The organism is Streptomyces aureoversilis, from assembly GCF_042657885.1.
Taxonomy (GTDB): domain Bacteria; phylum Actinomycetota; class Actinomycetes; order Streptomycetales; family Streptomycetaceae; genus Streptomyces; species Streptomyces aureoversilis.
Genome location: NZ_JBHSKJ010000006.1, coordinates 23,040 through 37,325, shown reverse-complemented (window position 1 = coordinate 37,325; position 14,286 = coordinate 23,040). Strand labels below are relative to the sequence as shown.

At 71.3% G+C, this 14,286-nt stretch carries 12 protein-coding genes; all 12 read left to right on the top strand.

What is annotated here, in order from left to right; translation table 11 throughout:
- Nucleotides 1-41: 41 nt before the first annotated feature.
- The 12 genes from ACFPP6_RS12205 (at nucleotide 42) to ACFPP6_RS12150 (ending at nucleotide 14,228) form a co-directional block, all read left to right on the top strand.
- Complete coding sequence (locus tag ACFPP6_RS12205) at nucleotides 42-1,322, top strand: cytidylyltransferase domain-containing protein (RefSeq protein ID WP_382040230.1); 1,281 nt, start codon at nucleotides 42-44, stop codon at nucleotides 1,320-1,322.
- A 98-nt stretch (nucleotides 1,323-1,420) separates the two neighbouring features.
- Entirely contained in the window at nucleotides 1,421-2,362 is a 942-nt protein-coding gene (locus tag ACFPP6_RS12200; RefSeq protein ID WP_382040228.1) for an N-acetylneuraminate synthase family protein, read from the top strand.
- An 82-nt stretch (nucleotides 2,363-2,444) separates the two neighbouring features.
- Nucleotides 2,445-3,692: a hypothetical protein gene (locus tag ACFPP6_RS12195; protein WP_382040992.1), complete on the top strand. Its 1,248-nt coding sequence runs from the start codon at nucleotides 2,445-2,447 to the stop codon at nucleotides 3,690-3,692.
- A gap of 113 nt (nucleotides 3,693-3,805) precedes the next feature.
- The gene (locus ACFPP6_RS12190; protein ID WP_382040989.1) at nucleotides 3,806-5,041 is read left to right on the top strand and encodes an amidohydrolase; all 1,236 of its coding nucleotides are present in this window, start codon (nucleotides 3,806-3,808) and stop codon (nucleotides 5,039-5,041) included.
- Nucleotides 5,042-5,385: 344 nt separating this feature from the next.
- Nucleotides 5,386-6,417, top strand: a complete 1,032-nt coding sequence (locus tag ACFPP6_RS12185; RefSeq protein WP_382040225.1) for a BMP family lipoprotein — start codon at nucleotides 5,386-5,388, stop codon at nucleotides 6,415-6,417.
- A gap of 267 nt (nucleotides 6,418-6,684) precedes the next feature.
- The gene (locus tag ACFPP6_RS12180; RefSeq protein ID WP_382040986.1) at nucleotides 6,685-8,367 is read left to right on the top strand and encodes an ABC transporter ATP-binding protein; all 1,683 of its coding nucleotides are present in this window, start codon (nucleotides 6,685-6,687) and stop codon (nucleotides 8,365-8,367) included.
- Nucleotides 8,364-9,470, top strand: a complete 1,107-nt coding sequence (locus ACFPP6_RS12175; RefSeq protein ID WP_382040222.1) for an ABC transporter permease — start codon at nucleotides 8,364-8,366, stop codon at nucleotides 9,468-9,470. Before ACFPP6_RS12180 ends, ACFPP6_RS12175 begins: the two co-directional genes overlap by 4 nt.
- Nucleotides 9,467-10,759 (top strand): ABC transporter permease, encoded by a 1,293-nt coding sequence (locus tag ACFPP6_RS12170; RefSeq protein WP_382040219.1) that lies wholly within the window; start codon nucleotides 9,467-9,469, stop codon nucleotides 10,757-10,759. The genes ACFPP6_RS12175 and ACFPP6_RS12170 overlap by 4 nt, the downstream gene beginning before the upstream one ends.
- The gene (locus ACFPP6_RS12165; RefSeq protein ID WP_382040217.1) at nucleotides 10,756-11,151 is read left to right on the top strand and encodes a cytidine deaminase; all 396 of its coding nucleotides are present in this window, start codon (nucleotides 10,756-10,758) and stop codon (nucleotides 11,149-11,151) included. Before ACFPP6_RS12170 ends, ACFPP6_RS12165 begins: the two co-directional genes overlap by 4 nt.
- 95 nt (nucleotides 11,152-11,246) lie before the next feature.
- Nucleotides 11,247-12,530 (top strand): thymidine phosphorylase, encoded by a 1,284-nt coding sequence (locus ACFPP6_RS12160; protein WP_382040214.1) that lies wholly within the window; start codon nucleotides 11,247-11,249, stop codon nucleotides 12,528-12,530.
- Nucleotides 12,531-12,792: 262 nt separating this feature from the next.
- Nucleotides 12,793-13,356 (top strand): papain-like cysteine protease family protein, encoded by a 564-nt coding sequence (locus ACFPP6_RS12155; protein ID WP_382040211.1) that lies wholly within the window; start codon nucleotides 12,793-12,795, stop codon nucleotides 13,354-13,356.
- 11 nt (nucleotides 13,357-13,367) lie between these two features.
- A complete protein-coding gene (locus ACFPP6_RS12150; RefSeq protein ID WP_382040209.1) occupies nucleotides 13,368-14,228 on the top strand; it encodes a hypothetical protein in 861 nt (286 codons plus the stop codon).
- Nucleotides 14,229-14,286: the final 58 nt, after the last annotated feature.

The following is a 14,286-nucleotide window of genomic DNA, read 5'->3' as shown; positions in this document are numbered from 1 at the left end:
CTCCGGACACCCCGAACCCCCGGACACGCAAGGAGCCCGTCATGCAAGCCGCCCCGGCCGACCTGGCTGACACGGCCGAACCGGCCGCCCCGGCTGAACCGGCCGCCCCGGCCGTCCTGGCCGTCATCCCCGCCCGCGGCGGGTCGAAGGGCGTGCCCGCGAAGAACCTCGCCGCGATCGGCGGCGTGCCCCTCGTGGCCCGCGCCGTCCGCGCGTGCCGCGCCGCCCGCCTCGTCACCGACGTCGTCGTCTCCACCGACGACCCCGGCATCGCGGCCACCGCGCGCGGCGCCGGAGCCGTCGTCGTCCAGCGCCCCGCCGCCCTCTCCGGTGACACCGCCACCAGCGAGGCCGCCGTCCTGCACGCGATGGACGCGTACGAGGCGCTGCACGGGACCGGGGTCGGCACGGTCCTGCTCGTGCAGTGCACGAGCCCCTTCCTGACCAGCGGGGACGTCGACGGCGTGGCCGCGGCAGTCGTCGAAGGGGGCGCGGACAGCGCCCTGACGGTGGCGCCGTTCCACGGCTTCGTATGGCGCGAGGACGACGCCGCCACCCCCGCCTCTCCCAGTGGTCCGCCCCCCTCCGGCGCCCTCGGTGTCAATCACGACAAGGCGTACCGCCCCCGCCGCCAGGACCGCCCCCAGGACCTCCTGGAGACCGGTGCCGCCTACGCCATGCGCGCCGACGGCTTCCGGGCCGCCCGGCACCGGTTCTTCGGCCGTACCGAGCTCGTCCGCTCCGAGGCCGCCCGCGTCCTCGAAGTCGACGATCCGCACGACCTCGCCCGCGCCCGCGCCCTCGCGCCCCTCCTCGACGGCCCCGACCCCGCCGCCCGCCCCACACGCGCCGACGTCGACGCCGTCGTCATGGACTTCGACGGCACCCAGACCGACGACCGCGTCCTCATCGACGCCGACGGCCGCGAACTCGTCGCCGTCCACCGCGGCGACGGCCTCGGCATCGCCGCCCTGCGTCGCGCCGGGCTCGGCCTGCTCATCCTCTCCACCGAGGCCAACGCCGTCGTCGCCGCCCGCGGACGCAAGCTGCGCGTGCCCGTCCTGCACGGCGTCGACCGCAAGGACCGCGCGCTCAAGCAGTGGTGCGAGGAGCAGGGCGTCGCCCCCGACCGCGTGCTCTACGTCGGCAACGACGTCAACGACCTCTCCTGCCTCGGGCTCGTCGGCTGGCCGGTCGCGGTCGCGGACGCCCACGACACCGTGCGCGGCGCGGCCCGGGCCGTCACCGCCGCGCGCGGCGGCAGCGGCGCCCTGCGCGAGATCGCCACCTGGCTGCTGGGCCCCGGCCTGGCCATGCCCTGAGCCCGCCGGGGTTCACGACCTCCCCCGTCCCCGTTCCCCGTTCACGACCGCCGTCCACGCCCCAGTCCCCGCCCCCGTACCGCGAAGGAATCGCCCGCATGAACTCCGTGCTCACCGCCCCGTACACCCCCGTCCGGACCCTCGGCGCCAAGACGGCCGGCCCCGGCCGGCCCGTCTACGTCACCGGCGAGATCGGCATCAACCACAACGGCGACCTGGCCAACGCCTTCGCCCTCATCGACGCCGCCGCCGACGCGGGCTGCGACGCCGTCAAGTTCCAGAAGCGCACCCCCGAGATCTGCACCCCGCGCGACCAGTGGGACATCGAGCGCGACACGCCCTGGGGCCGGATGCGCTACATCGACTACCGCCACCGGGTGGAGTTCGGCGAGGACGAGTACCGCGCCATCGACGCCCACTGCCGCGAGCGCGGCATCGACTGGTTCGCCTCGCCCTGGGACACCGAGGCCGTCGCCTTCCTGGAGAAGTTCGACGTCCCCGCCCACAAGGTGGCCTCCGCCTCCCTCACCGACGACGAGCTCCTGCGCGCCCTGCGCGCCACCGGCCGCACGGTGATCCTCTCGACCGGCATGTCCACCCCGAAGCAGATCCGGCACGCCGTCGAGGTGCTCGGCAGCGAGAACATCCTGCTCTGCCACGCCACCTCCACCTACCCCGCCAAGGCCGCCGAGCTCAACCTCCGGGTGATCCACACCCTCCGCGCCGAGTACCCCAACGTGCCGATCGGCTACTCCGGCCACGAGACGGGCCTGCAGACCACCCTCGCCGCCGTCGCCCTCGGCGCCGCCTTCGTCGAGCGCCACATCACCCTCGACCGCGCCATGTGGGGCTCGGACCAGGCCGCCTCCGTCGAGCCCGGCGGCCTGGCGCGGCTCGTGCGCGACATCCGCGTCGTCGAGGAGTCCCTCGGCGACGGCGTGAAGCGCGTCTACGACAGCGAGCTCGGCCCGATGCGCAAGCTGCGCCGGGTCGCGGGCGTCGTCGCCGAGGGCGGCGACCGCGAGCCGGCCACGGTCTGACGGGCCCCCGGTGACCCCGAGCCCCGCCCCCGAGGGCGGCCCCCCACCGGAACCGGCCCCAGGCCGATCCCCAGGCCCCTCCCTGAGCCCGGCCGCAGGCCCGCGCCCGGCCCCGGGCCCGGCCCCAGGCCCGCCCGTGGCCCCGGCCCGCACCCTCGCCTTCGTCGAGAGCCCCGTCCAGCTCCTCAACGTCCTCGAATGGGCGTACGCGACGGGGGCGGACGGGCAGCGGCCCCGGCCGCCCGCCACAGCACCCCTCCTGCCCGGCCTGCCCGGCCCGCCCCTGGCGTGCGGCGTCCCCCGGCAGCCCGGGCCGCGCGACCAGGACGCCGGCGCCGGGCCGGGGGCGTCACCCGTCCGGCCCGAACCCAGCGGGCTCCTGGTCGTCGTCCTCGCGCCCCACGACCCGATGTCGCGCGGCCAGCTGCGCCGGATGGCCGAGCTCGCCCGCGACCAGGGGCACCAGGTGCGCTGGGAGGAGGCACGGGGCGGGCCTACGGCGCCGGTGGCCACGGTCGGCGGCCTCGCGGGCGCGCTGCGCCGGGCCCACCGGATCGTGATCGGCGACCCGTTCTCGCGCTACGTCCAGCTGCTGCTGACGATCACCCGCGCCCGGGAGCTGGTGGTGGTGGACGACGGCACGGCCACCATGGAGTTCGTCGCCCAACTCGGCCGGGGCGAAAGCCTTGTACGGTGGCACCGGCGCGGCAGTAAAGGGGCGCGCGATCTTATCTTCGCGCCGGTCTCTGCTTCAGCGCGCCGGATGCTGACGCCCAACGATCGCCGGAGCGTAGAGGTGTTCACCTCGATGCCGGTCGAACCGCCACCCGGCGTAGACGTCCGGGCCAACGACTTCGCCTGGACGCGCGCCGCCTTCGGCCCGCCCCGGCTCACCGGCGGCACGGACCTCGTGGGCACTTCCCTGGTGGAGACCGGGGTCGTGGACCCGGAACGCTACCTCGGGGCCGTAGCGTCCCTCGCCCGCGCCCACGGCGCCACCCGCTACTTCGCCCACCGCCGGGAGAGCGCGGAGAAGCTGCGCCGGATAGCGGACGCGGTGGGGCTGGAAGTCGTGCGTCCCGAGCTCCCGCTGGAGATCGTCGCCCGCCGCGGACCGGTCGGCCGCACGGTCCTGAGCTTCCCCTCGACCGTGGTGCACACGCTGCCGCTGGCCCTCGCGGGCACCGGGATCACGGTCGCGGTCTGCGACATCGACCCCGTTTGGCTCACCGAGCACGCCTCTCCGCGGGCGGAGGGATTCCTGGCCGAGGTGACGGACACGGCCCGGGATGTGCGGCGACTTCCGGCCAGCCCGCTGACGGCTCCCTGAGCCGTAAAGACTGGTCATACCCCTCAGGTGAGCCATCCATGCGGCTGAACTTTTCTTGATCGGGGGGCAGTTGCCCGGGTGGGGGCTCTACTCTTCCCTGCGTGAACCATCTGATGCCTTGCGACGCCGGGACTGCCACTTCTCAGGGGACGGGCGAGGGGGTGCTCGCCGGTACGCTCCCCCCGGGGCTGCGCGACGAACTCATCGCGTTCCGGCGGGATTTGCACATGCACCCCGAGCTGGGCAACCGCGAGTTCCGGACCACCGCGGCCGTCAAGGCGAGACTGCAGCGGGCGGGCCTCTCCCCGCGGACGCTGTCCACGGGCACGGGGCTGTTCTGCGACGTGGGGCGGGAGCCGGGCGTGCCCGCCCAGCCCATGCTGGCGCTCCGCGCCGACCTCGACGCGCTGCCCATCCCGGACACCAAGACGGTCCCGTACCGCTCGACGGTCCCCAGGATGGCGCACGCCTGCGGCCACGACGTGCACACCACCGCGGTCCTCGGCGCCGGCCTGGTCCTCGCCGACCTCGCCGAGCAGGGCCTGCTGCCCAACCCCGTCCGGCTGATCTTCCAGCCCGCCGAGGAGGTGCTGCCCGGCGGCGCCCTCGACGCCATCGAGTGCGGGGCGCTGGACGGTGTCGGCAGGATCATCGCGGTGCACTGCGACCCCAAGGTCGAGGTCGGCCGCATCGGCCTGCGGGTCGGCCCCATCACCTCCGCGTGCGACCGGCTGGAGGTCACCCTGGGCGGCCCCGGCGGCCACACCGCCCGCCCGCACTTCACCACCGACCTGGTGACCGCCGCCGCCCGGATCGCGATCGACGTGCCCGCGGTGCTGGCCCGCCGGGTGGACGCCCGCTCGGGCCTCTCCCTCACCTGGGGCCGGATGGAGACGGGCCACGCCCCCAATGTGATCCCGCAGCACGCCGAGCTCTCCGGCACCGTCCGCTGCCTGGACCTGCACGCCTGGCGGGACGCCCCGGACCTGGTGCACGCGGCGATCGACGAGGTCGCGACGCTCCACCGGGCCAAGTCGGAGATCAATTACGTCCGCGGGGTGCCCCCGGTGGTCAACGACGCCGAGGTCGTGGGCCTGCTGCGGCGCGCGATGGCCGCCCGCCGCGGTCCCGCCTCCGTCGAGGACACCGAGCAGAGCCTCGGCGGCGAGGACTTCTCCTGGTACCTGGAGCACGTGCCCGGCGCGATGGCCCGGCTGGGCGTCCGCCCGGTGGGCGACACGACCCGGCGTGACCTGCATTGCGGTGATTTCGACGTGGATGAGGGTTCCATCACCGCCGGCGTGGAACTCTTCACCGCCGCCGCATTGCTGGACGGACAGCGGATTTAGCTGTAGCAAGCACCGGCTTTTGGGTGTGTATTGATTGCACATAGGCGTGCACATTGGGCGTGTTGATGCCGGACTCGGGTCCGGTTCGAGAGTTCCAGGTCACGTTGTACGTAAAACCTGGTGGTTCGGGGTCAGATCACGTTGTACGTAAAACCCATCGGGGCCGTCGACGGCCGATCCCAGGCCTGACTGGGCTGGATGGATGGATCCCCGGCGCAATCGGGTCATTAGTGGTTCGCGACGATCCGATAACGGCTTTGATGTACCCCTTTTCAGTCCATCTACGCGCGTTACGATTCCGGCGTCCAGCGCCAATGGAGGCGCTTCGAGTGAAGGGGCCCCTCGTGCGCCGGGTATCCACAATCACTGCCGCGGGTATCACCACCGCGGCTCTCGCGTTCACCCTCACCGCTTGTGGTGAGTCCTCCACCGAATCGGGTGGCGGCAGCAACGGCAAGGGCGTCGGTCTCGCCTTCGACGTCGGCGGCCGTGACGACCACTCCTTCAACGAGTCCGCCGCTCGTGGCCTGGACAAGGCCGAGAAGGAACTCGGCGTCAAGGGCAAGATGATGACCGCCAAGAACGGCGAGACCGAGGCCGAGCGCGAGCAGCGCCTCAGCTCCCTCGCCGACGCGGGTTACAACCCGGTCATCGGCGTGGGCTTCAACTACGCGAAGTCGATCGAGAAGGTCTCCAAGGAGTTCCCGAAGACCAGCTTCGCGATCGTCGACTCGGTCGTCGACAGCCCCAACGTCGACAGCATCACCTTCGGTGAGCACGAGGGCTCCTACCTCGCGGGCGTCGCCGCCGCCCTGAAGTCCAAGACCGGCAAGGTCGGCTTCATCGGTGGTGTGAACAACGAGCTCATCAAGAAGTTCGAGGCGGGCTTCGTCCAGGGCGCGAAGGACACCAACCCGAAGATCGAGGTTTCTCCCGAGTACCTCGGCAACACCGACAAGGGCTTCAACGACCCGGCGGCCGCCAAGGACAAGGCCAAGGGCATGCTCGACCGCGACATCGACGTGATCTACACGGCGGCCGGCCTCTCGGGCAACGGCTCCGCCGAGGCCGTCGCCGGCAAGAAGGACGCCTGGGCCATCGGTGTCGACTCCGACCAGTACCAGCAGCCGGGTCTGGCCAAGTACAAGGACCACATCCTCACCTCGGTCGTGAAGAACGTGGACGTCGCGGTCTTCGACATGATCAAGAGTGTCAAGGACGGCAAGCCGCTCACCGGCACGCACCAGTACCTGCTGAAGGACGGCGGCGTCTCGCTGTCCACCTCGGGTGGCTTCATCGACGACATCAAGGCCAAGATCGAGGAGAAGAAGAAGGAGATCGTGGACGGCAAGGTCAAGGTCAAGTCCACCCCGTGACGCGGTGCCGGTCCCTGACCGGCACCAGTCCGGCCGGTCCCCGCGACCGGCCGGACCGCAAGGCCTCGGGCCCGGCGGAGAGAGGACCTCTCCACCGGGCCCGTACACACGCCCCCGGCCCCCGGCTGGGGGCGCTGCGGCCAACGCTACGCGCGTAGCATCCCGTTGACGCGTGTAGCGTCGCCCCCGCCCCAAGGAGCTCGGCCCGGTCCCCGCCCGGGCGGTTCCTCTTCTTCCTCCCGCTCCCTTCCCCGAGGAGAGTGCGCCATCAAAGCGTCCACCAGTACCGAAGCCGCAGGTACGCAGGCCCTCGCAGTAGAACTCGAGGGCATCACCAAGCGGTTCCCCGGTGTCGTGGCCAACCACGACATCCGCCTCACGGTCCGCCGCGGCACCGTCCACGCCCTCTGCGGTGAGAACGGCGCCGGCAAGTCGACCCTGATGAAGATCCTCTACGGCATGCAGAAGCCGGACGAGGGCACCATCAAGCTGGGCGGCGAGCAGGTCACCCTGCACAGCCCGAGCGACGCCATCGCGCGCGGCATCGGCATGGTGCACCAGCACTTCATGCTCGCCGACAACCTCACCGTCCTGGAGAACGTCGTCCTGGGCGCCGAGAAGCTGCACGGCATCGGCGGCAAGGCCCGCGCGAAGATCAAGGAGATCTCCGACGCGTACGGCCTGGGAGTGCGCCCCGACGTCCTCGTGGAGGACCTCGGCGTCGCCGACCGCCAGCGCGTGGAGATCCTCAAGGTCCTCTACCGCGGCGCCCGCACGCTGATCCTCGACGAGCCGACCGCGGTGCTGGTCCCGCAGGAGGTCGACGCGCTCTTCGACAACCTGCGCGAGCTCAAGTCCGAGGGCCTCACGGTCATCTTCATCTCGCACAAGCTCGGCGAGGTGCTCTCCGTCGCGGACGACATCACCGTCATCCGCCGCGGCACCACCGTCGGCACCGCGGTCCCCAGCGAGACCACCCCCAAGCAGCTCGCCGAGCTGATGGTCGGCAGCGAGCTGCCCTCGCCGGAGACCCGCGAGTCGACGGTCACCGACGTCGAGATGCTGAAGGTGGACGGTCTGCACCTGTCGGCGACCGACCCCGACGGCGTGGTCCGCGCGGTGCTCGACGGCATCTCGCTGACCATCCACAAGGGCGAGGTCCTGGGCATCGCCGGCGTGGAGGGCAACGGCCAGGCCGAGCTCGTCGAGGCCATCATGGGCATGCGCGACCCCGACGGCGGCACGATCACCCTCGACGGCGCCGACATCAGCCACGTGCCGACGCGCAAGCGGCGCGAGGGCGGCATCGGCTACGTCCCCGAGGACCGCCACCGCCACGGCCTGCTGCTGGAGGCTCCCCTCTGGGAGAACCGCATCCTCGGCCACGTCACAGAGAAGCCCAACAGCAAGCGCGGCGTCCTCGACAACAAGGCCGCCCGCACCGACACCGAGCGCATCGTGCGCGAGTACGACGTGCGCACGCCCGGCATCGAGGTCACCGCGGCCTCCCTGTCCGGCGGCAACCAGCAGAAGCTGATCGTCGGCCGCGAGATGAGCCACGCGCCCAAGCTGCTCATCGCCGCGCACCCCACGCGGGGCGTGGACGTCGGCGCGCAGGCGCAGATCTGGGACCAGATCCGCGAGGCGCGCCACGAGGGCCTGGCGGTGCTGCTGATCTCCGCCGACCTGGACGAGCTGATCGGGCTCTCCGACACCCTGCGGGTGATGTTCCGCGGCCGCCTGGTCGCCGACGCCGACCCCGCCACGATCACCCCGGAGGAGTTGGGCTCGGCCATGACCGGCGCCGCAACCGGCCACCTCGAGCACACCGAGGACGGCGAGGAGACCGCCACCGGCGGCGAGAAGACCGCTGCCGAGGGCGACACCAGCGCCGCCGGCGACGAAGAGAACGCCACCGACGAGGCCTCGGGGGAGGGTGACCAGAAGTGAAGAAGCTCGACAAGAACAAGCTGATCCTGGGCTTCGCCGCCCCGGTCCTGGCGGTCGTGGCCGCCCTGGTGCTCACCTCGATCATCATCGCCGCCACCGGCAAGGACCCGTTCCACGCCTTCGAGGTGATGGTCGACTACGGCTCGAAGAGCGACAGCCAGGTCTGGATCATCAACAAGGCCACCCCGTACTACCTGTCCGCGCTGGCCGTCGCCATCGGCTTCCGGATGAACCTCTTCAACATCGGCGTCGACGGCCAGTACCGCATCGCGGCCTTCTTCGCCGCCGTCGTCGGTGGCGCGCTCACGCTGCCCGGCATCATCCAGATCCCGGTCATCATCATCGTCGCGATGCTGGTGGGCGCCCTCTGGGCGGGCATCGCCGGTCTGCTGAAGACCACCCGGGGCGTCAGCGAGGTGATCAGCACGATCATGCTGAACGCCATCGGCGCCTCGGTCATCGCCTACTTCCTGCAGGACGGCCGTCTCGCGGAGAAGGAGGGCAACCTGGTCCACACGCCCTACCTGCCCGACGCGGCGCACTTCTTCGAGATCCCGACCCAGCCCAAGCCGATCTACGGCTTCGTGGTCGTCGCGGCGCTGGCCGGCCTCGCCTACTGGTTCGTGCTCGGCCGCACCCGCTTCGGCTTCGACCTGCGCACCGTGGGTCAGTCCGAGTCCGCCGCCCACGCCTCCGGCGTGAGCGTCAAGCGCATGGTGATCACCGCCATGCTGCTCTCGGGCGCCATGGCCGGCCTCGTCGGCATGCCGACCCTGCTCGGCGTCTCGTACAACTACGGCACCGACTTCCCCACCGGCATCGGCTTCACCGGTATCGCCATCGCCCTCCTGGGCCGCAACCACCCCATCGGCATGGTGGCCGGCGCCCTCCTGTGGGGCTTCCTGGACCGCACCAGCACCCAGCTGGAGTTCGAGGGCTACGCCCAGGAGATCGTCGGTGTGATGCAGGGCGTCATCGTCCTGTGCGTCGTCATCGCCTATGAGCTCGTGCGCCGGTACGGCCTCAAGATGCAGCAGCGCAAGGTCGGCGAGGAGCTCGCCGCCCAGGCCCGTAAGAGCGACAAGGCGGAGGTTTCCGCGTGAGCACCACCTTCACCGCCGCCCTCGCCGGGCGACTGAGCGGCAAGAACAAGGACGGCAAGGAGCGGCGCAAGCTCTCCTACCCCGTCGTCCTCCTGATCATCGCGGGCGCCCTGCTCCTGCTCTCCGCCCTGCGGATGATCACGGACGCCAACGACCTGACCTCCTCGGGCCAGTACAGCTCCGCGCTGGCCGCCGCCGTGCCGATCGGCCTCGCCGGCCTCGGCGGGCTGTGGGCCGAGCGCGCGGGCGTCGTCAACATCGGCCTCGAAGGCATGATGATGCTCGGCACCTTCTGCGCGGGCTGGATCGGCTGGCAGCACGGCCCCTGGGCCGCGGCGCTCGCGGGCATCGTCGGCGGTGCGCTCGGCGGCCTCGTGCACGCCGTCGCCACCGTCACCTTCGGCGTCGACCAGATCATCTCCGGTGTGGCCATGAACATCCTGGCCCTCGGCGTCACGCAGTACCTCGCCAAGCTGTGGTTCGGCGCGGAGGGCAGCGAGGCCCAGCAGGCCGGCGGCAACGACAAGCAGTCGCCCGTCATGGAGAACATGCCGAACTTCTCGATCCCCGGCCTGTCGGGCTGGCTGAACGACATCGAGAAGCACCACTGGTTCCTGGTCTCCGACGCCGCCGGCATCCTCGACGGCCTCGTCACCGACGTGTCCTGGCTGACGATCGTCGCCGGACTGCTCTTCGTCCTCACCTTCTTCGTGCTGTGGCGCTCCGCCTTCGGCCTGCGCCTGCGCTCGTGCGGTGAGAGCCCGGTGGCCGCCGAGTCCCTCGGCGTCAACGTCTACAAGTACAAGTACGCGGCCGTGGTCGTCTCCGGCGCCCTCGCGGGCCTCGGCGGCGCGTTCCTCGCCATCGGCACGCACATGTACTCCGACGGCCAGACCGCCGGCCGCGGCTACATCGGTCTCGCGACCATGATCTCCGGCAACTGGCGGCCGGGCGGCGTGGCCATGAGCGCCGGTCTGTTCGGCTTCATGGACAGCCTCCAGCTGCGCGCCGGCGGCCCGACCGTCCACGCGCTGCTGCTGCTCCTGGCCGTGCTCCTGATCGGCGTCGCCGCGTGGCGCCTGAAGGTCGGCAAGATGCGTGCCGCGGTCATCGCCGGTGTGATCGGCGCCCTGCTGGTCGTCTGGTACGCCACGACCGACACCGTGCCGCTGGAGCTCGTCGTCGCGACTCCCTACGTGGCCACGCTGCTGGTCCTGTCGGTGTCCTCGCAACGCCTGCGGATGCCGAAGGCGAACGGCAAGCCCTACCGGAAGGGCCAAGGAAAGTGACCTCTTCCCCCGACTGGGAGGAGCTGCGCGGGCAGGCCCGGGACGCGATGTCCCGGGCCTACGCCCCGTACTCCGGCTTTCCCGTCGGCGCGGCGGGCCTCGTGGACGACGGCCGCACCGTGACCGGCTGCAACGTGGAGAACGCGGCCTACGGCGTCGCCCTGTGCGCCGAGTGCGGGATGGTCTCCGAGCTGGTCGCCACGGGCGGCGGCCGGCTCGTGGCCTTCACCTGCTGCGACCGGCACGGCAACGTCCTCATGCCCTGCGGGCGCTGCCGCCAGCTCCTGTGGGAGCACGGCGGCCCCGAGCTGGCCGTGGACACGACGACCGGCATCCGCCCCCTGGCGGAGCTCCTGCCGGATGCGTTTGGGCCCGCTGACCTGAATCGTTAAAGATGTCCCTAAGCGCCGGAGGGGTTGTTGCGACAACCCCTCCGGGTCACTTTCCGGCCCCGGGAAGACCTGAGGACTACGAACTTAAGGAAAATGTGCTGATGGACGCCATTTCCGTGATCCGCGCCAAGCGCGACCGCGGTCGACTGACCGACGAGCAGATCGACTGGATCATCGACGCGTACACGCGCGGCGAGGTCGCCGACGAGCAGATGTCCGCGCTCGCCATGGCCATCCTGCTCAACGGCATGGACCGTGCCGAGATCGCCCGCTGGACCGCCGCGATGATCAAGTCCGGCGAGCGCATGGACTTCTCGTCGCTGTCCGTGCCGACCTCGGACAAGCACTCCACGGGTGGCGTCGGTGACAAGATCACCCTGCCGCTGGCCCCCCTCGTCGCGGCCTGCGGCGCTGCCGTCCCGCAGCTGTCCGGACGCGGCCTCGGCCACACCGGCGGCACCCTCGACAAGCTGGAGTCCATCCCCGGCTGGCGCGCCCTGCTCTCGAACGACGAGATGATGGACGTCCTGCGCAACGTCGGCTCCGTCATCTGTGCCGCCGGCGACGGCCTGGCCCCGGCCGACAAGAAGCTCTACGCCCTGCGCGACGTCACCGGCACGGTCGAGGCGATCCCGCTGATCGCGTCCTCCATCATGTCCAAGAAGATCGCCGAGGGTACGGGCTCGCTCGTCCTCGACGTGAAGGTCGGCTCCGGCGCCTTCATGAAGAACATCGAGGACGCCCGCGAGCTGGCCTCCACGATGGTCGGCCTCGGCACCGACCACGGCGTCAAGACGGTCGCCCTGCTCACCGACATGTCCACCCCGCTCGGCCTCACCGCGGGCAACGCCCTGGAGGTCCGCGAGTCGGTCGAGGTCCTCGCCGGCGGCGGCCCGGCGGACGTCGTCGAGCTCACGCTGGCCCTGGCCCGCGAGATGCTGACGGCGGCCGGCCTGCCCGACGCGGACCCGGAGAAGGCCCTGCGCGACGGCACCGCCATGGACCACTGGCGCCGCATGATCCAGGCCCAGGGCGGCGACCCGGACGCTACGCTTCCGGTGGCTCGCGAGCAGCACGTCGTGAAGGCGACCGCCTCCGGCGTCCTCACCAAGCTGGACGCCTACGCCGTCGGCGTCTCCGCCTGGCGCCTCGGCGCGGGCCGCGCCCGCAAGGAGGACCCGGTCCAGTTCGGCGCGGGCATCGAGATGCACGCCAAGCCGGGCGAGCAGGTCACCGAGGGCCAGCCCCTGATGACCCTGCACACGGACACGCCGGAGAAGTTCGACTACGCCCTCTCCGCTCTGGAAGGCGGCGTCGAGATCGCTCCGGAGGGCACGTCGTTCACGGCGAACCCGATCGTGCTGGACCGCATCGCGTAAGCGCGGCCGGTCGTCGAGAAAAGCCCCCGCTCCGGCGGGGGCCTTTCCTTTTCATCCCGCCACTCGCCAATCGCCACTCGTCCGGGTGAAGTTCTTGCGTGACCCCTGGTTGGGGTTGACGCGCGGCAGTGTCCTGGCAGAACAGCGTCACCTCTTGCCCGCGTTCCTTTTCCCGAGTCCTGATCGCGTCACCGTAAAGCATTGCCGGAATGCCTGAACGTCTGACCGTCCGAACAGTCAACTCCTCGGAAAGGAAGGGAAGATGAGCAGAAACAGGCTCACCGCCGCATCGGCCCTCGCGCTGACCGCGGCAGGGTTCCTCGTGGCCGCCGCCGGAACGGCCCAGGCGGCCGCCTACGACGACATCAACATGCAGAAGCAGGAAAAGACCCAGTGGTGCTGGAACGCCTCGGGCAACACCATCGCCGCGTACTGGGGCTACAACTACACCCAGACCCAGTTCTGCGACCTCGCCCATGCCGCGACCGGCGTCAGCTGCAACAACCAGCCGGCCACGCTCGGTGACATGGCGGGCGCCTGGGGGCGCATGGGATTCAGCAACACCGGCGTGGGGGTCGGCAGCTCGCTGTCGTTCAACGAGGTCTCCAGCGAGGTCAACGCCGGCCGGCCCATGGCCGTGCGCATCGGGTGGACGTCCGGCGGCGGCCACATGAACCTCGTCTACGGCTACGACGAGTCGGACAACACCATCGGCGTCGGCGACCCGTGGCCGGACACCCAGACGTACACGTGGTGGAACTACAACGACTACGTCAGCAACAGCTCGTTCAAGTGGACGCACAGCCGCGAGAAGATCCAGGGCTGAGGAGGAGCACCATGCGTGACACCGGAATGCCCCGCGCACGCAGGGCCGCTCGCCTCTCCCTCGGCCTGGCCCTGGGCGCTTCGGCGCTGCTGACCGCGGCGACCGGGCCGGCCCTCGCCGCCCCCGCCCCCGTCGACATCCCCGACTACCAGGCGGCCGTGGACGCGGTGAGGTCGCAGGCCACCCACAACGCCATCTGCCGGTTCCTCGGCGTGCCGCTGCCGGACGGCGGCCCCCGCGGGGCACAGACGATCCCCGCCCGGCCCGACCCGTGCCAGGGCATCCCGTCCTTCACCGTCAAGCTCCCGGCCGCGCTGTACGAGGTCACCCCGGCCTTCGCCGCGGGCACGGCCAGACCGGTCCTCGCCGAGGCGCTCCGGATCGCCTACGTGGTCTCCCCGGTCAGCCCCGACAGCGGCAGCGGACGCAGCGCCACCGTCCTGCTGGCCGCCACCCGGGGCGGCGGATGGCACCTGGCCGGGGTGCGCGAGAGCGACAGCGACGGCACCTTCCCCACCAAGGGCGCCCCGGGGGCCACCGTGTTCTCCGAACCGCAGCTCCACGCCTGGTACCAGCTGAAGCTCGACAACACCGTCGAGCCCCTCAACGACGCGGCCAAGGCCGGTCTCGACGGCAGGCCGTCGGCGTCCCTGGCCGACTACCAGAACCTGGTGAAGGGCCGCTACGCCGACAAACTGCCCGGCTCGGAGTACGACACGAAGGGCTTCTCCAGCGGCTATGCGCCCACCGCCCCCGCCCACCGCTCCCCGTCCCCGGCCCCGCTGATCATCGGCGGCTCCGGCGCGGCGCTCGCCCTCGCGGGCGGCACCTTCGCCCTGCGGCGCCGACGGCGCGCCGCCGGTTCCTGCTGAACCTCCGCCGCACGACGAAGGGGCCGCCCCACCAGGACAGGTGGTGGGGCGGCCCCTT

Bases quoted from the DNA above. Each gene is read 5' to 3' on its own strand.
- ACFPP6_RS12205 (WP_382040230.1), top strand. From the start codon at position 42: ATGCAAGCCGCCCCGGCCGACCTGGCTGACACGGCCGAACCGGCCGCC.
- ACFPP6_RS12200 (WP_382040228.1), top strand. From the start codon at position 1,421: ATGAACTCCGTGCTCACCGCCCCGTACACCCCCGTCCGGACCCTCGGC.
- ACFPP6_RS12190 (WP_382040989.1), top strand. From the start codon at position 3,806: ATGCCTTGCGACGCCGGGACTGCCACTTCTCAGGGGACGGGCGAGGGG.
- ACFPP6_RS12155 (WP_382040211.1), top strand. From the start codon at position 12,793: ATGAGCAGAAACAGGCTCACCGCCGCATCGGCCCTCGCGCTGACCGCG.
- ACFPP6_RS12150 (WP_382040209.1), top strand. From the start codon at position 13,368: ATGCGTGACACCGGAATGCCCCGCGCACGCAGGGCCGCTCGCCTCTCC.